The organism is Enhydrobacter sp. (genome assembly GCA_025808875.1).
In the GTDB taxonomy this organism is placed as follows: domain Bacteria; phylum Pseudomonadota; class Alphaproteobacteria; order Reyranellales; family Reyranellaceae; genus Reyranella.
In genome coordinates this window covers 1,313,846-1,339,644 of the sequence record CP075528.1, presented here as the reverse complement: position 1 = coordinate 1,339,644, position 25,799 = coordinate 1,313,846, and the positions used below count along the sequence as shown (strand labels likewise).

The window sequence follows — 25,799 nt, the reverse complement described above, 5'->3', positions numbered from 1 at the left end:
ATTCGCGTCCGGCGCCGGAATCGGGGGGTCGAATCGCCTTCCGATGCAGGTGCCATCGGCATCGGACGGAATCCATCGACCCGATTAGGTCCGTGAGGGTGCGTCGAGGTAAAATGCGGGCATGAGCACCATGACCACTTCCGGCCGCGAGGGCTGCGCGGGATTTCCCGTATCGACGTTCTGCTTCGCCAATCGTCCGCCGACCCGCCCTCCCGACCCGTGACCGGGGATTTCCGGTATTTCCGGTATTTCCGGCAGCGTTTTTCCGTATGTCTACATACAATTGCCCCACTGGCGGGCATTGGCCTCCCGGGGTGAGTGCCCGCGATGTCGATTGTCCGGCGACACCCCGCCGGAGGTTTGCGAGGTTTCCGAGGTTTCCGAGATCGATTTCCGCGATTTGCGCGATTTCCGCGAGGGGGTCGAAGAGGTCGGCGGGTCCGCTCCGACAAGGTGCCGTCGGTTCGAGGATTCGTGGACGCATGCGGACGCACCTCCGGTAGAGGCGAGTCAGAAACGCTTCCCCCGCGCCTTCGCCGGCGCCGTGCGTCCTTCCAGCAATGGCCGTTGGCGGTGGAACAGGTCGATCACGGCATCCATGACGGCTCTCACGCGCGGCAGCGCACGCAGGTCGCGGTGCACCAGCAGCCATTGGTCGGCGAAGACCTCGCCGACGACCGGTCCGATTCTCTTCAGCGCCGGGTCGGCATCGCCGAGGTAGCACGGCAGCACGGCCAGGCCGGCGCCGGCACGCGCCGCCTCGTGCAGCACCAGCCAGTCGTTGCCCCGGATCACCGGCCGCCGCCCGGCGAGCTTGTCGTGCAGCCATTGCTGGCCCGGCATGTAGCTGTGGTCGTCGTCGAAGCCGATCCAGGGCTGGTTGGCGAACATCGTCCGGGTCGCGCCGTCCAGGGGGAACGCCCTCGCCGCATAGATGGCGTAGGCCACCCGGCCGAGCTTGCGCGCCACGATGCCGGCGAGGTCGGGCACCTGCTCGCGGATCAGCAGGTCGGCCTCGCGGCGCGACAGGTTGGCGAGCATATGGCTGGCCGCCAGCTCGAATTCGAGATGCACGAGCCGCGCGCGCAGCTCCGTCAAGTGGCGCGCGAGGAACGCGGCCATCGCCTCGCCCGCCGACAGCCGCACGACGCCGCTCACCGTGTCGCCGAGGCCGGCGCTGCGCCGGCCGATCGACAGGGCGGCCTTCTCCATCGCCTCGCTGTCGGCTAGCAACTGCTCGCCGGCCGCGGTCGGCACGAAGCGGTCGGGCAGCCGGTCGAACAGGCGCGCGCCGATGCCGTCCTCGAGGGCGCGCACGCGGCGCGCCACGGTCGGATGGCTCACGTTCAGCGACTTGGCGGCGGTGGTCAGCGTGCCGCCGCGCGCCAGGGCGAGGAATATGCGAAGGTCGTCCCAGTTGGCTTCCATGTTCATAAATGTACAGGCGCTTTTCCAATTTGTGGACTGACGAATAGGAATGTCCGGCCTAGCATCGGCCCCATGCACATCGAACCGCGTCTTTTTGCCTTCACCCGCGGCGTCCGCGGCCGCATCGGCTGGACCGTCGCCATCGGCCTCGTTTCGGTCGGCCTGGGCGTCGCCCGGCTCGGCCTGCTGGGCTGGTTGATCGGGCAAGTCTTCGACGGGCGGCCGGTGCAGGACCTGGTCCTGCCCGTCCTGCTGATCGCCCTCGTCATGGTGCTGCGCGGCGGCGCCGAGCATTGGCGCGCCGTGGTTGCGCACGAGACGGCGGCACGGGTGCAGAAGACGCTGCGCCGCACGCTCTACGACAAGATCGCAAGCCTCGGGCCGGGCACGGTCGGCCGCCAGCGCTCGGGCGGGCTCACGCTTTCCATCATCGACGGCGTCGAGCAGCTCGAAACCTATTTCGGGCAGTTCCTGCCGCAATTCCTCATCGCCTTGCTCTCGCCGCTGCTGATCTTCGCCGTCGTCGCCTTCGTCGATCTGCCGGTGGCGCTGGTCATGCTGGCCGCGGCCTTGGTCGCGCTGTTCGCGCCGGCGCTGTGGCACAAGCTCGACGTCAGGAACTCGCAGCGCCGCCAGCTCGCCTACGCCTCCTTCGCCGCCGAGTTCCTCGATTCGATCCAGGGCCTGGCCACGCTGAAGGCCTTCGGCCAGAGCAAGGCACGCGCCGACAAGCTCGAGGGCGAGGCGCGCGATCTCTTCCGCCGCACCATGTGGGTGCTGGCGACCAACTCGCTGGCGCGCGGCATCACCGATTCCTCGATCGCCGTCGGCGCCGCCGCCGCCCTGATCTACGGCGCCGTGCGCGTCGAGGCGGGGGACATGGCGCTCACCTCGCTGCTGGTCATCCTGATGCTGGGCGTCGAGATCTTCCGGCCGATGCGCGAGCTGCGCTCGGTGCTGCACCAGGGCATGGTCGGCCTGTCGGCAGCCCAGGGCATCTACCGCATCCTCGACGATGCGCCGGCAGTCGCCGACGCGCCGCCCGCCCCGCTCGACCGGGCCCTGGCTCCCGGCATCGCCTTCGAGAACGTGCGCTTCGCCTATCCCGGAACCCGTCGCACGGTGCACGATGGCCTCTCCTTCCGCGCCGAGGCGGGCGAGCGGCTGGGGCTGGTCGGACCGTCGGGCGGCGGCAAGAGTTCGATCGTGCGCCTGTTGCTGCGCTTCTACGACCCCGATGCCGGCCGCATCACGCTCGGCGGCCACGACCTGCGCACGCTTTCCTTCGCGCAGATCCGCTCGCTGATCTCGGTGGTGAACCAGGACACGTTCCTGTTCCACGGCACGGTCGAGGAGAACATCCGGCTCGGCCGGCCCGACGCGACCTGGCCGCAGATCGAGGAGGCGGCGCGCGCCGCCAACATCCACGATTTCATCCTCGCCCTGCCGCAGGGCTATTCGACGGTGATCGGCGAGAAGGGCATCAAGCTCTCGGGCGGGCAGCGCCAACGGCTGGCCATCGCCCGCGCCCTGCTGCGCGACACGCCGATCCTGGTGCTCGACGAAGCGCTCTCCGCGGTCGATGCCGAGAACGAGGCGGTGATCCAGGAGGCGCTCGACCGGCTCATGCAGGGCCGCACCACGCTGATCCTCGCCCATCGCCTGTCGAGCGTGATCGACTGCGACCGCATTCTCGTCCTCGACGGCGGGCGCGTCTCCGAGGAAGGCCGGCACGACGCGCTGATGGCCCGCGGCGGCGTCTACACCACGCTGATGGCGGAGCAGGCACAGGATTCTTCCGGACCACAGGCCTCCGGCGCGCTCTTGAGTGTGAGCCCGGTGGACCGCAGTCCGGAAGAGCATGAGGCGCGCTCCGCTTCGGTCACCGAAGGCATCATCAAGGCCGAGGGCCTCACCTGGTACCAGGTCGTCGTCGCGCTGATGAAGGTCATAATGCCGTGGAAGGGCAAGCTCACGGCGACCTTCACCTTCGGTGTGTTGCGCGTGCTGGCCTTCATCGGCGTGGGCGTGCTGTCGGCGCTGATCGTGCTGTCGCTGAAGCACGGCGATCCGTGGCTCGACTACGCCGTCGCGCTTGCCGTGCTGGCGCCCCTGTCGGGCCTGCTGCACTGGATGGAATCGTGGCTGGCACACGACATGGCCTTCCGCCTGCTGGCCGAGATGCGCATCGACGCCTTCCGCAAGCTCGACGCGCTGGCGCCGGCCTATCTCGTGCGCCGGCGCACCGGCGACCTGATGGCTCTCGCCACGCACGACGTCGAGCTGGTCGAATACTTCTTCGCCCATACGGTGGCGCCGGCCTTCGTCGCCGTGCTCGTGCCAGCGGCGGTCCTGGCCGTTCTGGCGACGACCAGCGGGTGGCTGGCACTGGCGCTGCTGCCGTTCCTGCTCGCCGTCGGCCTCAGCCCCTTCCTGATGCGCAAGCGCGTCGATCGGCTGGGCTCGGAGGCGCGCGAGGCGGCGGGCGAGCTCGGCGCCTTCGCCGTCGATTCAGTTCAGGGCTTGGGCGAGATCGTCGCTTTCCAGCAGGAGGCGGCGCGCGGCGAGAGGCTCGACAGCCTCTCGCAGCGCCACATCTCGCTGCGCCTGCCGTTCTTCAACGAGCTGACGCTCCAGCACAGCGTGCTCGAGATCATGACGGGCCTGGGCGGTCTCGCCGTCGTCGTGATCGGCGCGTTGATGTCGGCCAACGGCTCGGTCGACCCGGCGATGCTGCCGCTGCTCACCATTCTCGCCATGGCGGCCTTCCTGCCGGTGTCGGAGATCGCGCAGATCGGCCGCCAGCTCGCCGATACGCTGGGCGCGACGCGGCGCGTCTATGCGCTGGCCAACGAGCCCATCCCGGTGCGCGACGGGCCGGGCGTGCCGCCGCGCACGGGCGCGGCTTCGCTGGCGCTGGAGCGGGTGAGTTTCACCTATCCCGGCCAGACGCGGCGCGCCCTGACTGAAGCGAGCGTGGAGATTCCGGCCGGCAAGACGGTGGCGCTGGTCGGCACGTCGGGTGCGGGCAAGACCACGACCGCGCAGCTTCTCATGCGCTTCTGGGATCCCGATTCGGGTCGCATCACCCTGAACGGCGCCGACCTCAGGGACTACAGGCTCGACGATCTGCGCCGCATGGTGGCGCTGGTGGCGCAGGACACTTACCTCTTCAACGACACGTTGCGCGCCAATATCCTGATCGCCAGGCCCGAGGCGTCGGAAGCCGAGCTCCAGGCCGCGATCCGGCATGCCTCTCTCTCCGATCTCGTCGCGGCGCTGCCCGAGGGGCTCGATTCGCCGGTCGGCGAGCGCGGCACCAGCCTGAGCGGCGGGCAGCGCCAGCGCGTCGCCATCGCCCGCGCCTTCCTGAAGGACGCACCCATCCTGATCCTCGACGAGGCGACGTCGCATCTCGACGCCGTCAACGAACAGGCGGTGCGCCGTGCGCTCGACCTGCTGCAGGCCGACCGCACCACCATCGTCATCGCCCACCGGCTCTCGACCGTGCGCGACGCCGACCTGATCGTGGTGCTCGACGAAGGCCGGGTCATGGAGACCGGCACCCACGCCGCCCTTCTCGCCAAAGGCGGTCTCTATGCGCGGCTGGTGTCGCGGCAGCTTGCCTCGGCCTATGCCCCTGCGGCATCCTGAGATCGTGGGAAGCAAGCAAAAATGATTCGGCGGCGCACGCTGGGCGGCCTTGGCGCGCTCACCGCCAGCCTCCTCAGTTCCGGCGGACGTGCGCAGACGCCCCGTCCTGAAAAGCCGCTGCGTGTCCTGATCGGCTTCATCGCCGGCGGCGGCACCGACTTCGCCGCGCGGGCCATCGCCCGGCGACTGGAGCAGCAGCTTTCCCAGCGCATCACCATGGAAAACCGCTCGGGCGATGCCGGCGCGCTTCCCGGCCTGGTGGTCAAGAACGCGCCGGGAGACGGCAGCACCCTCGCCTTCCTCGCCTCGACGACGCTGGTGTCGCGGCTGTCGAGCGACAACTTCCCGTTCGATCCCATCGCCGACCTCGCCCCGATAACGCTGGCGGGCACCTGGCCGATCGCCTTCGCCGTGTCGCCGAAACTCGGCATCCGGACCTTTCCCGAATATCTCGCCTGGCTCGAGGGCGGCGACCTCGCGAAGATGAGGCTCGGCAACACCGCGAGCGACACCTTCATCCAGGCCGTCAACCTGATGGTGGGCCGGGCGATGGGCGTCACCTTCGAGCCCGTCGACTATCGCGGTGCCGCGCCGCTCGTGAACGACCTCCACGACGTGCGTCTGCCGGCGGCCGCTTCGGGCCTGGTCTCGCTGCTGCCCCATCATCGCGGCGGCCGGGTCCGGCTGCTGTTCACGACGGCGCCGCAGCGGCTGGCGGTCGCGCCCGACATCCCGACCGCGCGCGAGCTCGGTTATCCTGGACTGGAGATGCTGGAGTGGTTCGCGTTCTTTGCCTCCAGGCGCACGCCTCCCGACATCCTGGCCGGCCTGCACAAGGCCCTGGCTGCCGCTCTCGCCGATCGCGTCCTCGCCCAGGACCTCGCGCAGATCGGCATGACCGTCGAATCCTCGACGCCCGAGCAGCTCGTCGCGCTGATCGGCGCGCACCAGGCGGCCTGGCGGGAGCGGCTCAGGATCGTCGGCATGACCCTGCTCAGATAGACGACACGGAGGCCTCCTTGTTCAGCCACGTCACGGTCGGCAGCAACGACATCGTCCGCTCCCGGCGCTTCTACGACGGCGTCGGCAGGGCGCTTGGGCTCGTCTGTATCCTCGAATATCCGGCGGGTTTCGGCTTCGGCAGGCCCGGCGGGCGGCCGCAGCTCTGGATCGTGCAGCCGCTCGACCAAAAAGCGGCGACCGTCGGCAACGGCGTCACGATCGGCCTCGAGGCGGGCGACCGGGCGGCCGTCGACGCCGCCCATGCCGCCGCCCTCGCGGCCGGCGGCACCGACGAGGGCAAGCCCGGCCTGCGCACGCACTACCACCCCAACTACTACGGCGCCTACATGCGCGATCCCGACGGCAACAAGGTCTGCGTGGTATGCCACAAGGCGCCGTAGGCTTCGGCGTCCACAACGAGTGGGGCAAGCTGCGCGAGGTCGTGATCGGCATCTCGCCGGCAGAGGACTTTGTCGTCTTTCACGAGAAGTCACAGCGCTGGCTGTCTCCCGAAGGCGAGGCCGTCAGCCGCGCCAACGCCGGCCGGCGGCTGATCGACGTCGATCCGGAGTGGGCGCACCGCATCGAGCGGCAGGTGGAAGCGCTGGCCGAGCTGGTGGCGCGCGAGGGCGTGACAGTGCACCGGCCGCAACGCCTCGCGGGCGAGGAGCGCACCTTCCTGGCGCCCAACGGCGAGGGTGCCCAGCTCTTCGCGCGCGACGGCATGATCGTGATCAGCAACCACGTCATCGACGCCTCGCTGCGGCTGAAGTGCCGGCAGCGCGAGCGCTACCGGCTGCGGCCGCTGATCCAGCGGGCTGTGCAGCACCACGGCGCGCGCTGGTCGAGCGTGCCGCTTGGATCGCCGGCCTGCGTCGACGGCCCGTTCCTCGAAGGTGGCGACACCGTGCTGAACGGGCACGAAATCTATGTCGGCATGTCCGGCTGCGCCTCGGACATGGCGGGCATCGACTGGCTGCAGGAGCTGCTCGGGCCCGGCTACAAGGTGATCCCCGTGGCCCTGAAGTCGAACGTCCTGCACCTCGATTGCGCACTGGGGCTGGTGAGGCCCGGCCTGCTGGTCTGGTGTCCGGAGAAGCTGATCGACGGGCTGCCGACGACGCTGCGCTCGTGGGACGCCATCACGGTGTCGAAGGACGAGGCCGACAAGCTCGCGACCAACGGCCTCATCCTCGAAGCGGGACGCATGATCGTCGACGCCGACAACGCGCGCACGATCGGCGAACTGCGCCGGCGCGGCGTCGAGGTGATTGCCCTGCCTTTCGACGGGCCGATTGCGACCGGCGGCGGCCTGCGCTGCGCGCATCACCCGTTGTGGCGGGAGAGCGTGCCGGAGTAGGATTGCGAACTCTTGGAGGAAACGATGGCTGAGCCGCTCAAGGTGTTCTGGCAGCCGGGTTGAACCAGCTGTCTGAGACTCAAGGAGTTTCTATCGGTCCGTGGGATCGACTTCGTTTCAGTGAACGTTCTTGAAGACCCGGCGGGGCTGGCCGAGTTGCAGACGCTCGGCCTGCGTTCGGTGCCGGTGCTGTCGCGCGGCAAGGACTACACGTTCGGCCAGAGCACCCGGCAAATCGTCGACTTCCTCGGGCTCGAGGAGAAGTCGGGCCCCGAACTCTCCGTCGACGAACTGACGGCGCGGCTCGACAAGTTCATGACGTCGGCGCTCGCGATCATCCCGCTGATGCCCGAAGACCGGCTGGCCACCCACGTGCCGGGGCGGCCGCGCAGCTACCGGTCGCTCGGCTTCCACATGTTCCGCGTCGTCGATGCCTTTTTCGACGCGACGAGGGGCACGAAACTCGAACAGGCGATGTTCCGCGAGGAACCCCCGGCCGATGCGACGACCGCCGATCTGGTGCGCTACGGCGAGATGGCGCGCGGGCGGTTCCGCCAGTGGCGCCGCGACGAGCGACGCGGCCCCGACGCCACCCTGCACACCTACTACGGGCCGCAGAGCCTGCATGAGTTGCTTGAACGCACCACCTGGCATTGCGGCCAGCACGTGCGGCAATGGATGATGCTGCTCGACAAGGAGGGCGTCGGCCACGCGCGGCCACTCGGCGAGGCGGATTTCGCCCGCCTGCCCATGCCGCAGAACGTCTGGGACGGCTGAGGGTCCGGCGAAACCTTTCGCCCGCGCCCCGCGTTACAGCGCGGAGTTCACCCGTTCACTGGAGGAGAACATGCGTGGCAACGCGGTCGCTTTGCACGGACAGAAGCATCTCGCCAAGGAAGTCGCCGCCCTGAAGGCGCAGCTCAGGAAGCTCAGCGACGCCCTCGAGGCGGAAGCCCACGACGGCGTGGAGCGCGTCGCGGACCAGGTACAGACGAAGAGCCGGGAGGCGATCGATCACGCCATCGCCGCCGCGCAGTCCTTCATCGACGAGCAGGCCGAGCTGGCACGCGACACCGCCAAGTCGCTGGCCAGAAAGTCGAGCGAGATGCGCGACGCCGCCGAGGAGTCGCTGGTCGAGCAGGTCCAGGCCCATCCGCTGGGCACACTGGCCGCCATCGCCGGCATCGGCTTCCTCGCGGGGTACCTTTGTCGTCGGCACTAGCCGCCCGGCCGGAGCCCGTTCGGCCTGGGGCGGCATGATCGCCCCCTTGCTCAAGGTCGCGGCCTCGTCGATGGCCGCGCGGACGTTGCGCAACGCCGCCGCCGACGCGGCGGTGCGCGTCCTGCTGGTGCTTGGAGCGGCGCTCGGCGCGCTGGTCGCCGTCGCGTGCTTCAGCTTTGCCGGCTTCACGCTGCTGCACCGCCACCTGGATCCCGCCGAAGCCTGGGTGGTGATGGGCGGGATCTACGGCGCCCTCGGCGCCCTGCTCTATTTCGCCGCCACGAGACGACGCCGCGCCTGAATCTGCGGCCGTGCCGGCGCCGAGGAAAGGGGTGGCTTGACCGCCATCCGCCGCGACGGCGGCCGGTCGTCGGTCAGCAGCATCTCGAGCCAATGCAGCGACGGCAGATGGGCGGCGATGGTGCTGATCAGGATCAAGAGCGGCACCGCGACGATGGCGCCGACCGCGCCCCACATCCACCCGAGCAGCGCGATGCTCGTGAACACGGCGATGCTGCTGAGTGCACAGCGCCGACCCACGAAGGCCGGAGTGACGAACTGCGCTTCCATGAAATGGATGACGGCCAGTATCGCCGGCGCAGCCACGATGCGCGCCCAGTCGTCGAACACCAGCAGGCCGACGAAGCCGACCAGGGCGAACACCACCGGCGGGCCGATATAGGGCACGAACGAGGCGAAGCCCAGCAGCGCGCCCCAGACGAAGGCGTTGGGGAAGCCGAGCAGGGCGAGCGCCACGGTCGCCAGCACCGCGACGGCACTGTAGATGGTCGCCAGCGCAAACAGATAGTGCCCGACCCGCTCGTTGATGTCGCGCATGACGCGGGCGAGCCGCATGCGCACGCCGAACGCCGTCGGAATGCGCAAGATCTGTCGGCGCGATGCGTTGCGATGGGCCAGCAGCATGAAGGCGAGCACGAAGGCGTAGCCGACCTGGATCAGCACCACCGGTGTCGCCGACGCCAGCATCGTGAGCAGCGAGCGGTCCTGCACCACCACCTTTTCCGGCGGCGTTTGGGTGACGGGCGTCTCCGGTGCCGCCGCCTGCTCGAACCACGAGGTCAGTTCCTGCAGAAAGGCGAGCGATTTGCGCAGTCCCTCGAGCTTGCGCTCTAGCGTATAGGCGTAGAATGGAGCCTGCTCCGCCCAAGTCGCTATCGAGGGCACGGCGACCGCCAGCACGCCGGCCAGCATCAGCAGGATCAGCAGGACCGACAGGGCGGCGGCGACCGGGGCCGGCAGGCGTACCCTCTCCAAGACGTTGGCGACCGGAGTCAGGATGAGTGCGAGCACCACCGCACCGGCGGTCGGGATCAGGAAGTCGCGGCCGAGATAGCCGACGGCGCCGACGGCACAGACCGCCAGCACGATCAGCGGCCGGCGGATGGCGGAGGCCCCGCGCACATGGACGGTCTGGACGCGCGCCACCTTGCACCTCGTGGTCGACAAGAACGTGTGATGGCAGTGGCGGTTCCCGACCGACGCGCCTTCCGGCAAGATGCCGAGGCACGCCATGAGGCCAGGCCGGGTCCTTGACCCCCCGACGACATCTGCGGTAGGCGACATCACACCATGAAACTGCGAACCCTGATTCTCCTGGTCGTCGGCCTGTTGGTCGTCGTTGGAGCGGGCGGCTATGCGGCGTTCAAGTTCTTCAGCCCCGCAGAGCGCACGCTTGCCGACATGCGCAAGATGCCTCTGGTCGGACTGCTGATCGACGACGTGCCGGGCGCCGCCGACCGCCTGCGCAAGGCGATCGAGGACGAGCGACGCCAGCCGACAGTCTCCGGCCCGCCGCGCCCGCAACTGGTCATCGCCGAGCTGCGGCGCGACCACATCGCGCCGGCGTTGCGCGGCGCCGACGACGCGAGTGCCATCGCCGCGATGGCGGCGCGCGCCGCGCTGGTGGCCCATCTCGAGAAGACCAACCTGCCGGCCTGCCGCGAGTTCTCCCTGGGCGGCATTCAGCACGTCGACCGGCTCGACGCCGAGGGTCAGCGTCTGTTCAACGCCGTCCTCAAGAGCCTGGAAAACGCCTATCGCAACAGCCGAGCCAACGGCGGCAAGGCGTTGCCGGCGCCGACCGCTGCGCAGCTCGGCGACTGGCTGCGCGAGGCCGGATTCCAGAAGGTGGATTTCGACAGGCTCAACAGTTTCGCCACGCTGTCGAATGGCGTGAGCTGCGAGATCGAACTCAAGGTCAACCAGCTGCCGCCCAAGCTCCCGCCCGAAAAGCAGGGACCGTTCTCCCGGTTCGTCATCGCCAACTGACGGCAACATTCGCGTGCCAAGGTCGTTAGTCGGCCATGGCACGCAGGCCCACACCTTCCCGGCGGCGCCCTGGCGCGCAAAGCCGCGCCAGGCTCGAGCGCTGGTCGGCCAAGGTGGCACGCGACAGCGACGCACTCGATCTTCCGGTGGGCGTGTTCAAGAAGCGCAGCGCACGCGACATCGCGCGTTCGCTGAAGCGCTCGGCCGAGCGCAGCCGGCGGCGCAAGTCGGCGCCCCTGCGGTCGGCCATGTCGATGCTGACGTTCTACATCAACCGCGCCGGCAAAACACTGTCGGCCCGCCGCCGGCGCACGCTGGAGGCGGCCAAGGCCGAACTGCGCGGGCTGTTCAAGCCGAACAAGAACGACTCCTAGTTGCCCTTCAGGATCCTCGCCACGGCATCGGCGAACACCTGACAGCCGAGCACGATGTCTGCATCCGCCGTGTTCTCGGTGAAGTGGTGCGAGATGCCGCCGATCGACGGCACGAACATCATGGCCGACGGCAGCCTGAGCGCGAGGATCTGGGCGTCGTGGCCCGCGCCGGAGGGCATGCGCATGTGCTGTCCCGGCGCTTGCGTCTCGGCCGCCGCGTCGAGCGCATCGAGCAGGCGCTCGTCCATCACGCTCGGCATCATGCGAGTCAGCGTCTCGCACGTGACCGTGCAGGGGCCGGCCCGGGCGTGTGCCGCGACGATCTCCTGCAGCGTCGCCTCCATCGCATCGAGAATCGCCACGTCGGCATCGCGGAACTGCAGGACCATCTCGGCCCGGCCCGGAATGATCGCCGGTGCCCCGGGCTCGACCGCCATCTTGCCCACGGTCCACACGCTGCGCGGACCGGCGACGGCGGGAAATCTCGCCATCACGTCGTTATAGAGCCGCATCATGGCGACGCCCGCGTCCTTGCGGATCGGCATGGGCGTCGTGCCGGCGTGGTTCTGAACCCCGCCGAAGATGAGCCGATACTGGAAGATGCCAACGATAGCCGTCACCACGCCGACGCGCTTGCCGGTCATCTCGAGCACGCCGCCCTGCTCGATATGCGCCTCGAGGTAGCAGCGGTAGCGGCCGTCCTCGAGCGTGACGCGCGGCGCGTCGCCGAGGCCCGCGGCCTTCAGGGCGTCGCGCATCGCCGTGCCGTCGTCGCGATGGCGCGCCTGGTCGATGTCCTCCTCGCCGATCCGGCCGATGAAGGACTTGCTGCCGATCATGCCGCCCCAGTGGCCCTCCTCGTCGGCCCACGAGGCGACATCGACGGCAAGATGCGCGGTCGACCGATCCTCGGCCAACGCACGCGCCACTTCGAGTCCGTAGATCACGCCCATGACGCCGTCGAGCCAGCCGCCGCGCGGCTGGGTATCGGTGTGCGATCCGATCAGGAGCCGTGGTCCGCTCCTGGGGCTGCGGCCGATCACGTTGCCGACGCCATCGATAACCGGCTCCAGTCCCGCGTCCTTCATGCGGGCCGCGAGCCAGTGCCGGCTCTCGATATCCTGCGGCGAAAGATGCGGACGATGCACGCCCGTCTCGTAGCGGCCGAACTCGGCGATGCGGCGCAGGTCGCCCAGCAGCCGTTCGCCATCGATCCTAGGCATGCCGCGCCTCCCGCAGTGCCCGCCACACGCGCTCGGGCGTTGCCGGCATGTCGAACGAGCCGACGCCGGCACCGTGCAATGCATCGAGAATCGCCGCCATCACGGTCTGGGGCGCCGCAATGCTGCCCGCTTGCCCGGAGCCCTTGACGCCGAGCGGATTGGCCAGGGTTGGACGCTCGATCAGTTCGATGTCGAAGAAGGGAAGATCGTCGGCCCGTGGCAGCGCGTAGTCCATGAACGACCCGCTGAGCAATTGGCCCGACGCAGGATCGAAGACGGTATGCTCCAGCATCGCCTGGCCGATGCCCTGTGCCACCCCACCCTGGACCTGGCCCTCCGTCAGCATGGGATTGATGAGACGGCCGTAGTCGTCGACGGCGGTGTAGCGTTCGAGCGCGACCGCTCCGGTCTCGGGATCGATCTCGACCTCGGCGACGTGGCAGCCGCTCGGGAAAGTGAAGGCGTCGGTAACGTTGTAGACGTGCGCGCCGAGACCAGGCTCCAGGCCTTGCGGCAGGTTGGCCGGATCGCCGGCCGATCTGGCGAGAGCCGAAAGATCGATGCTGCGTTCGCTGTCGCGCACGGTGAAGCGTCCCTGGTCGAACCGGAGTTTCTCCGGCGAAGCCTGCAAGAGGTGTGCCGCCAGCACTCGCGCCTTTGCCAGCACCGCATCGATCGCCTTCACCAGCGCCGCCCCGCCCATGTGCATCGATCGCGCGCCGCCATGTCCCGCGCCGGTCCGCACCAGCCGCGTGTCGGCCTGGACGTAGCGGAAGCGCTCGATCGGCAAGCCGAGGCGATCGGCGGCAATCTGCGCGAAGCTCGTCTCGTGGCCCTGGCCGTTGGACTCGGTGCCGACGGCGATCACGACCGCGCCGTCCGGCTCGAGCACGACCTCGGCTCCCTCATTCGGCGCACCGCGCGAGGTTTCGAGGAAGCAGGCGAGGCCGAGGCCGCGCAGCCTGCCGCGGTCGCGCGCCGCCCTGCGCCGCGCATCGAAGGAGTCGGTGCGGGCGCGCTTCACTGCCGCATCGAGGTTGTCGACGAAGCCCCCCGAATCCAGGGTGACGATGCCGAGGGCGGTCTTGTGGGGGAACGTGCGGATCAAATTCTGCCGTCGCAACTCGGCGGGATCGCGACCGAGCTGCCGAGCCGCCGCCTCGATGGCGCATTCGATGATGTAGTTGGCCTCCGGCTTGCCGGCGCCACGATAGGCATCGACCGGCGTGGAGTTGGTAAAGGCTCCGCGCACATCGACGGCAATGGCCGGTACGTCGTAGACGCCGCCCTGCGCCGTCGATGCCGCCACCACCGACGCGCCGGGTCCATTGCCCGAGAGGTAGGCGCCCATGTCGGCGACCATGGCAACGTCGAGGGCGAGGATTCGGCCTGTGCCGTCGAGGCCGAGCCGTGCCTTGGCCGCGATGTCGCGTCCCTGCGTGCCGGCAACGAACTCCTCGGCACGCTCGGCCACCCACTTCACCGGACGGCGTAGGTGCCGGGCCGCCCACAGCAGCAGGATCCATTCGGGATAGAGGAAGTTCTTCATGCCGAAGCCGCCGCCGACGTCGGGTGCCTTGAGCTGGATACGTTCAGGCGGAAGCTTGAAGACGAACTCGGCGAGCTGCCGACGGATTCCGTGCAGTCCCTGCCCCGTCAGGAGCAGTTCCATCGTGTCGGACGCGACGTCGTAGGTGGCGATCCCCGCCCGTGGCTCGAGTGGCGCCACCACGACGCGATTGTTGAGGACGTCGAGCTCGACGACATGCGCGGCCCCGGCCATTGCCGTGGCCACGGCCGCGGGATCGCCGCGTTGGGCGTGAAAGGCGAGGTTGCCGGGCGCCTCCTCCCAGATCGTCGGCGCCCCCGCGGCGAGCGCGGCGCGTCCGCCGATGACCGACGGCAGCGTCTCGTAGTCGACTTCGACCAGGTCGGCCGCATCGCGTGCGGCGTTCGCCGTGTCGGCGACGACGAAGGCCACGGGATCGCCGACATGGCGCACCCGGCCCTGCGCCAAGGCGTGCCGCGGCGGCACGATCAGGGGCTTGACCGCGGCCATGCACGGCATCGGCCCCAGTCCGTCGGCCGCCAGGTCGGCAGCGGTGAAAACGCCCATCACTCCCGGCAGCGCGGCGGCCTCGCCCACGCCGATGCCGCGGATCAGCGCGTGGGCGTGCGGAGAGCGCACGACGTGACCATGGAGTTGGCGCTCGAAGTCGATATCCGCCACGTAGCGTCCCTGGCCCAGCAGAAAGCGTCGGTCCTCGCGACGGCGGACCGAACGGCCGACCTGCCTCTCATCCATCGGTCGAAGGCCCTGCATCGCCCGCCAGTGTCATGGAATCTCGTAGATCGTGATATCGTCCGTCATTCCGCGGACCGACCGTTGCTGGGCAACGGGCTGGAGGCCTCGTGCGATGAGGATGGCAGCGGTTTCGGAGTGCTGAATGACGGGCGCCGTCGTCAGGATCGAGCGCGACGCCGCAAGACCCTGGACGCGCGAGGCGATGTTCACCGTCTGACCGAAATAGTCCTGGCGATCGTTGAGATTGACGGCGAGGCAGGGCCCCTCGTGGATGCCGATCTTGAGCAGCAGGTCCTCGCTGCCTCGGCTGCGATTCAAGCTGGCCATCGCCTCGCGCATGCGTAGCGCAGCGGCCATGGCGCGTCCCGGTGTCGGGAAGGTCGCCATGACGGCATCACCGATCGTCTTCACCACGGCTCCCGTCTCCGCTGCCACGATTTCGTTAAGCACCTTGAAGTGACTCTGTACGAGGTCGAAGGCGATCAGATCCCCCACACGTTCGTAGAGCTCCGTCGAGCCCTTAAGATCGGTGAACAGGAAAGTCAGGCTGGTGATCTTGAGTCGCTGGTCGACGTCGAGCGTGTCGGTGCGATAGATGTCCCGGAAGGTCTGGCTCGTCAGCAAGCGCTTTGCCGTGACGAACGGGCGACGCCGAGCCATCAGACCATGCAGGTCGTCGCCTGCCACCCAGATTCCAGGCAGCACGCGTTCTCCGGTGCGGTTCTCGAAAGAGATGCGCACCGGACCTGGCCGCATTTCCGTCGTGCCGGTCGGTGCCCTCACGTTGTTGTAGACGATCGTCATGCTGCGTCGCTCGCTAGTCGGCTCGCCCTTGACGTCGATGAAATGTGCCGCATGCGTTACCGGCTCGAAGACGATCACGAACTCTGCCGGCAGCTGCGTCGAGACCAAAGCCTTCTCGCCGGGTGGCAGCTCGACGGCCTCCAGCGTGATGCGATCCATGATCTCCGCAAAATCCTCGGGCAGATCGAGGCCCGAACCCAAAAATATCTGTCGATTGTATTCCTTGAAGGACAGCTCGTGAGGGGAATGCGCGGCGATGCGGCGCACGCGCGGGCTGACAGTGAAGGTGACCTCCACCATTTCATCGAGCGTGGGTTCGTATCCCTCGGCGCAAAGCGCGCAATTGTACTGTTCGCGACGCAGCGTCTTGAGCGAGGCGCTGGTGTCGAGCACACCACCGCAACCCGGGCAGAGTACATTCCAGGCAAGCTCGAACAGGCCCAAGCGCGCGGCATGGAGAAACGCGCCAAGCGCCTTGTCCTCGTCGAGCTGGTAGCGCTTGGAAAAGGCAACGACGTTGATGCGGCAAAGCTCAACGTCCGGTGCCTCTCGCACCACACGTTCTATGGCTGCCACGGCGTGGGGGTCAGCCGACTGCCGCAGGACCGCAAACAGGGACTCAGCCTCGCCCATCAATCCAAGTTACCCTCGTCCGGCTCATGTGCCCATCACGTTTTGTTGCTGTTGCCGGCCTGGTGGGCTCGATAAGGTCGGCAGACGGAAGGAACATCCATGATCGATCTGCACTACTGGCCGACTCCCAACGGCAAGAAGGTCACCATCCTGCTCGAGGAATGCGGCATGCCCTACAAGATCGTGCCGGTGAACATCGGGCGCGGCGACCAGTTCTCGAAGGAGTTCCTGGAGATGAATCCCAATCACCGCATGCCGGTGATGGTCGATCGCGAACCCAAAGGCGGCGGCGCGCCGATCGTGGTCTTCGAGTCGGGCGCCATCATGATGTACATCGCCGAGAAGGCCGGGAAGTTCTACCCGCAGGACCTGCGCGCCCGTTACGACGTCAATCAGTGGGTGATCTGGCAGATGGCCAACCAGGGGCCCAAGTCGGGCGAGTGCGGCCATTTCCGCCGTGTCGACCAGAAGGAGCACGGTGACCAGACCTACGCCATCCGCCGCTTCACCGACGAGGTGAACCGCCTCTACGGCGTGCTCAACAACCGGCTCCACAAGCACAGGTACCTGGCGGGCGACCAGTACACGATCGCCGACATGATCTGCTACCCGTGGACCATCAACTGGAAATTCCAGGGCCAGGACATTGAGGACTTCAAGCACTTCAAACGCTGGTTCGAAGAGCTCGGCGCCCGGCCGGCCGTGCAGAAGGGCATGACCGTCGGTGCCGACTTGTCGGTCGACAACACCAAGCTGCCCCCCGAGGAACAGGCCCGTATCCGCAAGATGCTCTACAACCAGCGCGCCCGGCCCGTGCCGGCCTAGCCGCTCGCCGCCGGAAACCGGCTCAAACCCGCTGCAGAAACTGCAGGAACTGCCGAAACTGTACAAATAATGTGAATTCTCCATTTTCTGTGGCACGGCAAGATAGGCGACCATTGAGGGCTTTCGCCGTCCGCGAGGTGCTCGTACGATATTCCATACGATTTGTCCAGTAGAGATCGCGACGCCGACCGTCAAAGACCCCCGGAGGATCAATCCCGCGGCCGGGCCGACAAGGGCGGCGCGATGTCCTCCAGCGGTTTGCACTCGGCCTTCACGCCGAGCACCATCTCCACTCCCGCCGCAATCAGCATGAGCGCCGCCCCCAGAAGGTAGCCGAACATGATCTCGGCGCGGTCGCCGTGCTCGATCAGCCTGCCGAACAGCCACGGCCCGCCGACGCCACCCAGCAACGTGCCGAAGGCGTAGAACAGGGCGATGGTCAACGCCCTGATCTCGAGCGGGAAGCACTCGCCGATGGTGAGATAGGCGGCACTCGCGGCAGCCGATGCGAAGAAGAACACGACGCACCACATCAGGGTCTGCGTCACGGCATCGAGCACGCCGATGTTAAACAGCCAACCCGTCACGGCGAGCAGGATGCCCGCGATCGCGTAGGTCGCCGCGATCATGGTCTTGCGGCCGATCGTGTCGAACAGCGGCCCGAGCAAGAGCGGGCCCAGAAAGTTGCCGGCGGCGAAGGGCAGGATGTAGAGCCCGACCCGATCGCCGGGCACGCCGTAGAACTTGGTCAGGATCAGCGCGTAGGTGAAGAAAATAGCGTTGTAGATGAAGGCCTGAGCCGCCATCAGCACGACGGCGAGGGTCGTGCGGCCGGGATAGTGCCGAAGCAGCGTGCGGGCGACCGAAGCGAGTGTGAACCGATGCGGGTCGCCGAGCGCCAGGGAAGTCCCGGCCACGGGCAGCTCGGCGCGCGTGCTGGCGACGACCCTGGCCTCGATGTCGTCGAGCACGCGCTGGGCCTCGCCCTCCTTGCCATGGATCATCAGCCAGCGCGGGCTTTCCGGCAGGAAGCGCCGCAGATAGAGGATGCAGAGGCCGAGGATCGCGCCGGAGGCGAAGGCCAGCCGCCAGCCGAGATCCGGCCCAAACAGATCCGGATCGAGCAGCCACACCGACATCAGAGCGCCCCCCGCCGCGCCGATCCAGAAGCTGCCGTTGATCGCCAGGTCGATGCGGCCGCGCAGCCGCGCCGGAATGAGCTCCTGGATCGCCGAGTTGATCGCCGCATATTCGCCCCCGATCCCGGCACCGGTCAGGAAGCGGAAGAAGGCGAAGCTCCAGAAGTCCCACGAGAACGCGGTCGCGCCTGTCGCCACCAGGTAGACGCCGAGCGTGACGCTGAACAGCTTCTTGCGGCCGAGCCGGTCGGTGAGATGACCGAAGAACAGCGAGCCCAGCACGGCTCCGGCGAGATAGGCGCTGGCGCTGAGGCCGACCTCCTCGGCGGTGAACTGCAGCCTGGGGCTGCTCTGCAGGGCGGCGGCCACCGTCCCCGCGATCGTCACCTCGAGGCCATCGAGGATCCAGGTGATGCCGAGCGCAACGACGACCAGCCCATGGAAGCGGCTCCAGGGCAGGCGGTCGAGTCGGGCGGGAACGTCCGTCGTGTTTGGCTGCCGGGAGGTCATGGTCTGGCTCGAGGAGAACGCCGCGCACCGGAGCAATTTCGCCCGGTGCAACGCTGCCGTGCAGTCCGGCCGTGGCCGAACCTTCGTCCGACTCTTATTATACTGTTACCATGTCAGACAACACGATGGCGGGTGCAACCGCCCCGACGGCGATTCGCGAGCCCGCCGCACCGCCCTCCAACCTGCAGGCCTCGGCCAATCGCACGACCTTCGCCGTCATCCTCTCGCTCAGCTTTTGTCACCTGCTGAACGACATGATGCAGTCGCTGGTTCCGGCGCTGTATCCGATCCTGAAGGACTCGCACGGCCTGTCGTTCAGCCAGATCGGCCTGATCACGCTCGCCTTCCAATTCACCGCCTCGATGCTGCAGCCCGTGGTCGGGCTCTATACGGACCGCCGCCCGCAGCCCTACTCCCTGACGGTCGGCATGGGCTTTACGCTCTCCGGCCTGCTGCTGATGAGCCAGGCCGACACCTATCCGCTGATCCTGCTGGCGGCGGCGATGATCGGCATGGGCTCCTCCGTCTTCCATCCCGAAGCCTCGCGCGTGGCGCGCATGGCGGCGGGCGGTCGCTACGGGCTCGCACAATCGCTGTTCCAGGTCGGCGGCAATCTCGGCCAGGCGGCCGGTCCGCTGCTCGCCGCCTTCATCGTCGTGCCGCGAGGCCAACACAGCCTGGTGTGGTTCTGCGCCGCCGCGCTGGTGGCGATGGTCGTGCTGTTCCAGGTCGGCGGGTGGTACCGCGACCGGCGCGCGACCGCCGCGGCGCCAGCGCGCGGCAAGGCCACGCCGGAGACCCAAGCCTCGCATGGCCTGGCGCGCGGCCGTGTGATGTTGGCGATCGTCATCCTGGTGATGTTGCTGTTCTCCAAGAACGTTTACCAGGCGAGCCTGGGCTCCTATTTCACGTTCTACATGATCGAGAAGTTCGACGTGTCGGTGCAGACGGCGCAGTTCTACCTCTTCGCCTTCCTGATCGGCATCGTGCTGGGCACGCTCGCCGGCGGTGCGGTCGGCGACCGTGTCGGGCGCATCCCGGTGATGTGGTTCTCGATCCTGGGCGCCCTGCCCTTCGCGCTGATGCTGCCCCACGCCAACCAGTTCTGGACGGGCGTGCTGGCCGTCGGTGTGGCGATGGTGATGGCATCGGCGTTCCCCGCCATCCTGGTCTATGCGCAGGAGCTGTTGCCCGGCCGGGTCGGGCTGGTGGCCGGCGTGTTCTTCGGCTTTTCGTTCGGTCTCGGCGGCCTCGGCGCGGCGGCGCTCGGCAAGCTCGCCGACCTGACCAGCATCGAGACGGTCTACCAAGTGACGCCCTTCCTGCTATTGTTGGGCCTGCTCACCGCCTTCCTGCCGCCGCATCCGGGAAGGCCGTCCGTTCCACGCTGACCGCAGGAGGATGCGTTCATGGACTCGCATGCCGACAAGGGCCGCCGCGTGCTCGACAGCCGTCCGGTATCGCCCGCGATGTTCGCCCATTTCGTGCTGCGCACGTCGCAGCAGGCGGAGATGGTCGACTGGTACCGCACCGTCCTGAACGCGCGGCTCGCGTTCCAGAACGACTACATCGCCTTCCTCACCTACGACGACGAACACCATCGCATCGCCTTCATCGCCGCACCCGGCCTGAAGAAGCCGCCGCAGGAGGTCGCGGGGCTCAGCCATGTCGCCTACACCTACCGCAGCCTGGGCGAGTTGCTGTCGAACTACCGGCGGCTCAAGGCCAGGGGAATCCTGCCGGGACGCGTCATCAATCACGGCATGAGCGCGTCGATGTACTATCGCGACCCCGACGGCAACGGCGTGGAACTGCAGGTCGACACCTTCGCCACCAAGGCGGAGGGCGCGGCCTACATGGACAGCGAGGCCTTCGAGCAGAACCCCATCGGAGTCGAGTTCGATCCGGAGAAGATGGTCGCCGACTACGAAGCGGGCGTGCCGGAGGCGGAGCTGCTGCGCCGGCCGTGACATGGCCGATCTCAATCACCTGATCGTCTGGGTGCGCGACAAGGCCGAATCGGCGCGCTTCCTCGCCGGTGTCCTGGGCGTCGAACCGGGCGCCCCCTGGGGACCCTTCATCCCCGTGCGAACGGCCAACGGCGTCACGCTGGATTTCATCGATTCGTCCGACGTCCGGGCGCAGCATTACGCCTTTCTCGTCAACGACAGCGAGTTCGATTCCGGCCTGTCTTGGCTGCGGCGGAAGGGCGTGGCGATATATTCCCACCCCGACAAGAGCGGAGTCGACGAGATCAACACGTACTATGGCGGGCGCGGCTTTTATTTCGAGGAGCCGAGCGGACATCTGCTCGAACTCATCACTCGCCCTTATGGCGATGCGCCGCCCTGAAGCGACGAAAGCTTCATTCATTCAGCAGCTTGTCGCGCACAGCCTGTCGTGGCTTTTCTGTGGCGTCGGATGCGGGGCACGAGTCTTGCGTCTCCTTGTCGACAGGGGCACGATTTTGCCAGAGTCGCCCGACATCCTCTCCTCGTCAGGCGTCGGATGGCGCGCCGGTGTGTCGCATGTTCCAGTTGCAACTGTCCTCTGCGCTGCTTCGTTGAGTGCGTTAGGGCGCGGAGTTTCCCGGGAAAGGAAGATGCCAAGAAAGTGTCTGTCCAAGCAGACCGCTGGGGTTGGGGTATTGCTGCTTCTGCTCTCGGGTTGCGACGTCCTGCAGTCCGCGCAGGCCGACCTGGCGCGGCTGACCTCGTCGCGCCCGGCGGCGAGTCCGGCCAAACCGTCGCCGAAGCCCGCCACGGCCCCCCGCACGACCCAGCAAGGCAGCACCAAATCCGATGTCGCCATCCCGCCCGATCCCGACGGCGCTTCGGCAACGATGGCGGCCGCCACCAGCACGGCCGCCGAAGCGACACCGATCGGCCGAACCGAAGGCGAGGTTCGCGCCCTCTTCGGCCCCCCGCACAAGGAGGAGGATCGGTCGCCCGGCAAGACCTGGCACTACAGGGACGGGCGATGCTCGATGGACATCCAGTTCTATCCCGACGTCCAGACGCGGCAATTCGGAACTCTCGCTTACGAGGTGAAGAGCGATGACAACACCGATGAAGGAAAACGCGGCTGCCTGGCCCAGTTCAGGTCCCGCGCGCGCTCCGGCAGTGGAGGCTGACGGCGGCGAGCGCATCCGGCTGGTCTTCGTCGACGACGACGACGACTACCGCGAGGCTGCCAGCGCCGAGCTGACCGATCTCGGCTTCCTGGTCGAGAGCTACGCCGACGGCACGGCGATGCTCGACGGCCTGCTGAACGGCACGGCCGCCGACGTCATCGTGCTCGACTGGAGCCTGCCGACGCTGTCCGGCATCGACCTGCTGCCGCGCCTGCGCCGCCAGGGCGTCCATCTGCCCGTGGTCTTCCTGACCGGGCGCTCGACCCCTGCGCACGAGCATCTCGCCTTCGACCGCGGCGCGCTCGACTTCGTCGACAAGGCGCGCGGGGTGCCCATCCTCGCCAAGCGCGTGCGCCTCATCGTCGAATCGGCCAAGCGGCCGGCCGAGCTGGAAGTCGACGAGACTCTGCATTGCGGCCGCCTGATGCTGAAGCCGCGCATCAGCCGCGCCTTCTGGGACGAGTCCGACGTCAACCTGACGCTCACCGAGTTCAACATCGTGCGGCTGCTCGCCTCCAACGTCGGCAAGCACGTGACCTACCGCGCGGTCTACGACTGCATGCACCACGTCGGCTTCATCGCGGGGAGCGGCGAGCATGGCTACAGAACCAATGTCCGTTCATCCATCAAGCGGATACGAAACAAGTTCCGCCTCATCGACGCCAGCTTCGCCGAGATCGAGAACTATCCCTCGTTCGGTTACCGCTGGGGAAAGCCCACAGACGGCCAGGTCTAGCTGGCGGAACGTGGCGCGCCGCATCGGCGCGTCGCTCACCCTCAAGCTTGCCGCGCTGGTCGGCGTCTTCATCGCCCTGCCGGTGGTGCTCTACGGCCAGTTCGAGAGCGCCGACCGGCAGATGCGGGATCTCGTCACCCATGCCATCCAGGATCGCAGCAAGCTCATCGCGCAGGCCCTCTCGCCGGTGCTGCGCAAGATCGAGCCCGCGACCGCCGGCACGCTCAACGCCGAGCTCGCCAAGTACACAAGCGACGGCACGATCCTGCGGCTGATGCTGCAGCCCGCCCGCGCGGTGCGGGAAGGCGGCAACAACGAGGCCTTCTACTTCGTGGCCTCCGCACCGCCGCTGCGCGCCGACGAGATCGCCGCCGAACTCGACGAGCTGTCGCGCCGCGGCGTCCTGCAGCGGCTATCGCAGGCCTGCATCTGGGAATCTCCCTACGAGATGCGGTACAAGCAGGCGGACGGCACGGTCGAGCTGCTGACCTCGATCATTCCGGTCAAGGACGACAACGGCTGCTGGGTGCTGACCTCGACCCATCGGACATCGGAATTCCTCAGCACCTCGATCGGCCGGCCCTACTGGGAGACGCGCGCGGTGCGCGTCGCCGCCGCGATCTACCTGGTGCTCGCCATCATCGCCGGCCTCGCCGCGCTCAGCATCCGGCTCAGCCTGCGCCGCTTTCGCGAGGTCGCCGGACAGATCGGACAGGGCCGCATCGGCGACTATGCCTTCTCGCAGCGCAATGTCGTTCCCGAGCTGTCGAGCGTGGCGCGCGATTTCGACAAGCTGGTGCTCGACCTCAAACGGCTGTCGCACCAGATCCGCCAGTCGGCCGAGGACAACGCGCACTCCTTCAAGAGTCCCCTCGCGGCCATCCAGTCGGCGCTCAGCCCGGTCCGCCGCACCGTCGTCGCCGACGACCAGCGCGCCAGGCGGGCGCTCGAGATCATCGACTCCTCGCTGGCGCGGCTGCTCGCCCTGGTCAACGCCGCCCAGCGCTTCGACAACAACACCGCCGACATGATCGAATCGCCACGCGTGCCGACCAACCTGACGCAGCTGGTCGGCGAGGCGACGCTCAACTTCCGCGAGATCATGGCAAGCCGCGACATCCGGCTGATTCGCCGGCTCGACGACGGCGTCATGGTGCTGGCCGGCAGGGGAATGCTGGAGATCGTGCTTCAGAACGTCCTCGAGAACGCCACGAGTTTCTCGCCGCGCGGCAGCACCATCGTGCTGACGCTCGGCCAGACGAAGGACACCGTCGAGCTGCAAATCGACGACGAAGGTCCCGGCGTGCCGCCCGACCGACTGGAGCGAATCTTCGAGCGCTACTTCTCGTCGCGGCCCGAGGAGGCCGAACGCGCTGCAACATCCGTCAAGGCGGCACACGCCGGTCTCGGTCTGTGGATGGTGCGACGAAACGTGGAGGCGCTCGGCGGACAGGTCAGCGCGATCAATCGTCTGGGCGGCGGCCTCTCCGTGACGATCGTGTTGCCGCGCTGCGACGGCTGATCGCCGCGACGCACAATTTGATCACTGGCCGCTAGCCACGGCCGTCCATAGCTTGCCGGCCATGGACGTTCTTGCCGATGCGGATCTCGCCAGGTTCCAGCGCCAGGGGTCGGCTCAGATCCATCCGGTGATCCTGTCGGGTGGCGCCGGCACGCGCCTGTGGCCGCTGTCGCGGGCGGCCTACCCGAAGCAGCTGCTGCCGCTGGTGTCGTCGCAGTCGTTGCTTCAGGAGACGGTGTCGCGCAATCTGAACGACGTCGGGTTCGCGGCACCGCTCGTCATCTGCAACGAAGAGCATCGCTTCCTGATCGACGAGCAGGTTCGCGAGATCGGCGTCGTGCCGCAGGCCATCCTGCTGGAGACCTCGCCTCGCAACACCGGCCCGGCCATCGCGGCCGCCGCTCTGTGGCTGCTCGCACGCGATCCGGACGCGCTGATGCTGGTGCAGCCCTCCGATCACGTCATCTCCGAGCCGGCCGAGTTCCATCGCGCGGTCATGCGCGGCCTGGCCGCGGCCCAGCAGGGGCGCCTGGTCACGTTCGGCATCAAGCCGACCCGCGCCGAGACCGGCTACGGCTACATCCAGGGCGGCCCACCGCTGAACGGAGACGACGGCGTGCTGGCGGTCGACCGGTTCGTCGAGAAGCCCGATCACGAGGCGGCGAACCGCTTCATGAGCGACGGCGGGTTCTTCTGGAACAGCGGCATCTTCCTGCTGGGCGCGCGGGCCTACCTCGACGAACTGTCGCGTATCGATCCCGTCATGCTGGCGGCCTGCGAGCGGGCAGTGGCGTCGGGCAGCGAGGACCTGGCATTCTTCAGACTGCACGACGCGGCCTTCGCGGAGGCGCCGGCGCGGTCGATCGACCATGCCGTCATGGAGCACACCGACCGGGCGGTCGTGGTGCCGGTCGACATGGCATGGAGCGACGTCGGCTCGTGGCATGCCCTGCGCGAGATCGGCGCCAGGGACGACGCCGGCAACGTGCTGCAGGGTGACGTGGTCGCCGAACGGGTGCGCAACTCCTACATCAGGACCGAAGGCCGCCTGGTGGCGGCCATCGGGGTCGACAACATCGTCGTCGTGGCGACCGACGACGCCGTGCTGGTGGCCAACGCCGATGACGCACGGCAGGTCTCTTCCCTGGTCGAGGCGATGCGCCGCCGCAAGCGGCCCGAATCCGACCGGCACGTAACGGGGTATCGCCCGTGGGGCAACTACCGCTCGGTCGATTCGGGCGAGCGCTTCCAGGTGAAGCGCATCACCGTCAAGCCGGGCGGCAAGCTCAGCCTTCAGAAGCACTACCATCGCGCCGAGCACTGGGTCGTCGTGCACGGCACCGCTCTCGTCCAGCGCGGCGAGGACCGCATGCTCGTGCGCGAGAACGAGTCGGTCTACATCCCGATCGGCATGGAGCACCGGCTGGAGAATCCGGGAAAGCTGCCGCTCCAGCTCATCGAGGTCCAGTCGGGCCCGTATCTCGGCGAGGACGACATCGTGCGTATCTCCGACACCTACGGCCGCACCTGAGCCGCGCGGCGTCCGGGTCGTGATGTCCCGGATTGGTCACACCGGATGCAACCGACGCGGCGTTAGGAATCGAGTTCCACTCCGGCGCACGATCGAGCGTTCGCCCGAG

The 25,799-nt window shown here is 67.8% G+C and carries 23 protein-coding genes; 17 read left to right on the top strand and 6 right to left on the bottom strand.

Annotated features, from left to right (window positions below; all coding sequences use genetic code 11):
* Positions 1–510 precede the first annotated feature (510 nt).
* Positions 511–1,428 carry a LysR family transcriptional regulator gene (locus KIT25_06805; protein UYN96636.1) on the bottom strand — a complete coding sequence of 306 codons (918 nt, stop codon included), beginning with the start codon at positions 1,426–1,428 and terminating at the stop codon, positions 511–513.
* A gap of 72 nt (positions 1,429–1,500) precedes the next feature.
* Here KIT25_06805 and KIT25_06800 point away from each other — a divergent pair, with 72 nt between their 5' ends.
* From KIT25_06800 to KIT25_06770, 7 genes are all read left to right on the top strand, one after another.
* A complete protein-coding gene (locus KIT25_06800; GenBank protein UYN96635.1) occupies positions 1,501–5,082 on the top strand; it encodes an ABC transporter ATP-binding protein in 3,582 nt (1,193 codons plus the stop codon).
* A 21-nt stretch (positions 5,083–5,103) separates the two neighbouring features.
* Positions 5,104–6,084, top strand: a complete 981-nt coding sequence (locus tag KIT25_06795) for a tripartite tricarboxylate transporter substrate binding protein (protein UYN96634.1) — start codon at positions 5,104–5,106, stop codon at positions 6,082–6,084.
* A gap of 17 nt (positions 6,085–6,101) precedes the next feature.
* Positions 6,102–6,485, top strand: a complete 384-nt coding sequence (locus tag KIT25_06790) for a VOC family protein (GenBank protein ID UYN96633.1) — start codon at positions 6,102–6,104, stop codon at positions 6,483–6,485.
* Entirely contained in the window at positions 6,467–7,444 is a 978-nt protein-coding gene (locus KIT25_06785) for a hypothetical protein (GenBank protein ID UYN96632.1), read from the top strand. Before KIT25_06790 ends, KIT25_06785 begins: the two co-directional genes overlap by 19 nt.
* Before the next feature lie 72 nt (positions 7,445–7,516).
* A complete protein-coding gene (locus tag KIT25_06780; protein UYN97851.1) occupies positions 7,517–8,221 on the top strand; it encodes a hypothetical protein in 705 nt (234 codons plus the stop codon).
* A 70-nt stretch (positions 8,222–8,291) separates the two neighbouring features.
* Positions 8,292–8,666, top strand: a complete 375-nt coding sequence (locus KIT25_06775; GenBank protein UYN96631.1) for a hypothetical protein — start codon at positions 8,292–8,294, stop codon at positions 8,664–8,666.
* 34 nt (positions 8,667–8,700) lie between these two features.
* Entirely contained in the window at positions 8,701–8,967 is a 267-nt protein-coding gene (locus tag KIT25_06770; protein ID UYN96630.1) for a hypothetical protein, read from the top strand.
* Here KIT25_06770 and KIT25_06765 read toward each other — a convergent pair.
* Positions 8,934–10,133, bottom strand: a complete 1,200-nt coding sequence (locus KIT25_06765) for an AI-2E family transporter (protein UYN96629.1) — start codon at positions 10,131–10,133, stop codon at positions 8,934–8,936. The two genes, KIT25_06770 and KIT25_06765, sit on opposite strands and share 34 nt — an antisense overlap.
* A gap of 123 nt (positions 10,134–10,256) precedes the next feature.
* Here KIT25_06765 and KIT25_06760 point away from each other — a divergent pair, with 123 nt between their 5' ends.
* Positions 10,257–10,955 (top strand): hypothetical protein, encoded by a 699-nt coding sequence (locus KIT25_06760; protein UYN96628.1) that lies wholly within the window; start codon positions 10,257–10,259, stop codon positions 10,953–10,955.
* Positions 10,956–10,990: 35 nt separating this feature from the next.
* Positions 10,991–11,329 (top strand): DUF3175 domain-containing protein, encoded by a 339-nt coding sequence (locus KIT25_06755; GenBank protein ID UYN96627.1) that lies wholly within the window; start codon positions 10,991–10,993, stop codon positions 11,327–11,329.
* Here KIT25_06755 and KIT25_06750 read toward each other — a convergent pair.
* Genes KIT25_06750 through KIT25_06740 form a run of 3 tightly spaced genes read right to left on the bottom strand, consistent with a single transcriptional unit; the run spans position 11,326 to position 16,216 of the window.
* Positions 11,326–12,552, bottom strand: coding sequence for a hydantoinase/carbamoylase family amidase (locus KIT25_06750; protein UYN96626.1), 1,227 nt, complete (start codon positions 12,550–12,552; stop codon positions 11,326–11,328). The two genes, KIT25_06755 and KIT25_06750, sit on opposite strands and share 4 nt — an antisense overlap.
* Entirely contained in the window at positions 12,545–14,857 is a 2,313-nt protein-coding gene (locus KIT25_06745; protein UYN96625.1) for a xanthine dehydrogenase family protein molybdopterin-binding subunit, read from the bottom strand. The genes KIT25_06750 and KIT25_06745 overlap by 8 nt, the downstream gene beginning before the upstream one ends.
* A gap of 30 nt (positions 14,858–14,887) precedes the next feature.
* Positions 14,888–16,216, bottom strand: a complete 1,329-nt coding sequence (locus tag KIT25_06740) for an adenylate/guanylate cyclase domain-containing protein (protein UYN96624.1) — start codon at positions 16,214–16,216, stop codon at positions 14,888–14,890.
* 177 nt (positions 16,217–16,393) lie between these two features.
* Between KIT25_06740 and KIT25_06735 the strand changes: the two genes are divergently transcribed.
* A complete protein-coding gene (locus KIT25_06735; protein ID UYN96623.1) occupies positions 16,394–17,119 on the top strand; it encodes a glutathione S-transferase N-terminal domain-containing protein in 726 nt (241 codons plus the stop codon).
* A gap of 209 nt (positions 17,120–17,328) precedes the next feature.
* Here KIT25_06735 and KIT25_06730 read toward each other — a convergent pair whose 3' ends face one another.
* Positions 17,329–18,768, bottom strand: coding sequence for an MFS transporter (locus KIT25_06730; GenBank protein UYN96622.1), 1,440 nt, complete (start codon positions 18,766–18,768; stop codon positions 17,329–17,331).
* A gap of 125 nt (positions 18,769–18,893) precedes the next feature.
* Between KIT25_06730 and KIT25_06725 the strand changes: the two genes are divergently transcribed.
* From KIT25_06725 to KIT25_06695, 7 genes are all read left to right on the top strand, one after another.
* Positions 18,894–20,159 (top strand): MFS transporter, encoded by a 1,266-nt coding sequence (locus KIT25_06725; protein UYN97850.1) that lies wholly within the window; start codon positions 18,894–18,896, stop codon positions 20,157–20,159.
* An 18-nt stretch (positions 20,160–20,177) separates the two neighbouring features.
* Positions 20,178–20,738, top strand: a complete 561-nt coding sequence (locus KIT25_06720) for a VOC family protein (GenBank protein ID UYN96621.1) — start codon at positions 20,178–20,180, stop codon at positions 20,736–20,738.
* Position 20,739: 1 nt separating this feature from the next.
* Entirely contained in the window at positions 20,740–21,120 is a 381-nt protein-coding gene (locus KIT25_06715; GenBank protein UYN96620.1) for a VOC family protein, read from the top strand.
* A gap of 295 nt (positions 21,121–21,415) precedes the next feature.
* Positions 21,416–21,901 (top strand): hypothetical protein, encoded by a 486-nt coding sequence (locus tag KIT25_06710; GenBank protein ID UYN96619.1) that lies wholly within the window; start codon positions 21,416–21,418, stop codon positions 21,899–21,901.
* Complete coding sequence (locus KIT25_06705) at positions 21,891–22,637, top strand: response regulator transcription factor (GenBank protein ID UYN96618.1); 747 nt, start codon at positions 21,891–21,893, stop codon at positions 22,635–22,637. The genes KIT25_06710 and KIT25_06705 overlap by 11 nt, the downstream gene beginning before the upstream one ends.
* Positions 22,638–22,647: 10 nt before the next feature.
* Entirely contained in the window at positions 22,648–24,159 is a 1,512-nt protein-coding gene (locus tag KIT25_06700) for a HAMP domain-containing histidine kinase (GenBank protein ID UYN96617.1), read from the top strand.
* Positions 24,160–24,220: 61 nt separating this feature from the next.
* Positions 24,221–25,690 carry a mannose-1-phosphate guanylyltransferase/mannose-6-phosphate isomerase gene (locus tag KIT25_06695; GenBank protein ID UYN96616.1) on the top strand — a complete coding sequence of 490 codons (1,470 nt, stop codon included), beginning with the start codon at positions 24,221–24,223 and terminating at the stop codon, positions 25,688–25,690.
* Positions 25,691–25,799: the final 109 nt, after the last annotated feature.